Genomic DNA, 1,080 nt, shown 5'->3' on the forward strand with positions numbered 1-1,080 from the left:
ATTTTATTAGAACCCTCATTTAAATGTGATGAACATCTACTTTTTATAAAAATACAATTAACCAATCACAGTTAAGCGTATTTATAAAGTAATTCTGATAGAAAGAGGAATTTTTTAAAAAGGAGGGTTGCCATTGCAAAAAAAACCATCAACTCTAGCGCTAAAGCCCGCGTGATGGATAATTTCCTGACAAAGGATCAGGGCAGCTTTAGGTCTTGCCAATTTAATTCATCAGGCAAATGCTGAAGTTGTGGGTATTGGTATTGTGATTGAAAAATCTTTCCAACCTGGTCGCCAATTGTCATTGGATAAAGGTTACCGTGTTGAATCTTTAGCACGTGTTAAATCTTTGGAAAATGGTACTGTTGAATTTGTCCGTGACTAAGATTTCAACTGAATTTAAAAAAAGAGCACTTAGGTGCAAGCCCCTCTGAAAATTGGTTGATTTTTTGAGGGGCTTTATTTTTATAAACGAAATAATTTTAATTGTATCAAGTAGTTATATTGGCTCTATTGCCGAAATCCTTGTTTGATATTTGAAGATTAATTTATCTGCGGCTCTACCAATTAAAAAATTGAACTAATATCCATATCTCATCTATCAAGATGAGCATAAAATATCTCGAAAAATAAGGAAATTTAGATATAAAGAATTTTCCGTTACAATTTGAATGCTACATCTTTTTCATAATCAATAGCCTCTAACATAAAAAGATCATTTGTTCTTAGGGTATTTATTTTTTTTGGCATTTTTATGGGTGATAAATTGAAAGAAATAACAACATTTACTGGTTGTTTTATTGCCGGAACTTTAATCCGTGTTCAAAGAAATCTTGATTTACCACATATAATGTGGAAACAGATTGAAGATATTCAAATCGGAGATTTAGTTTTATCAAGACCTGAAGATGGTACAGATATTCAGGAGTATAAGCCTGTAGTTAATACTTTTAAACTAGATAAAAAACCGGTATGGGTACTGCGTGCTTTAGAGTTAGTGGATGATTTTAGTAACAATCCAACTCTTCCTTCCGAAATTATCGCAACACCTAACCATCCCTTCTGGGTATGTGGCATCGC

General features: G+C 32.7%; 2 pseudogenes. Both read left to right on the forward strand.

Annotated features, from left to right (window positions below):
- Positions 1-126: 126 nt before the first annotated feature.
- A pseudogene (locus ACE01R_RS17810) lies at positions 127-385 on the forward strand (xanthine phosphoribosyltransferase); the annotation flags it as partial.
- Positions 386-754: 369 nt separating this feature from the next.
- Positions 755-1,080, forward strand: a pseudogene (locus ACE01R_RS17815) (hypothetical protein); the annotation flags it as partial.

The sequence above is a fragment of the Acinetobacter sp. BSP-28 genome (genome assembly GCF_044130285.1).
In the GTDB taxonomy this organism is placed as follows: Bacteria; Pseudomonadota; Gammaproteobacteria; order Pseudomonadales; family Moraxellaceae; genus Acinetobacter.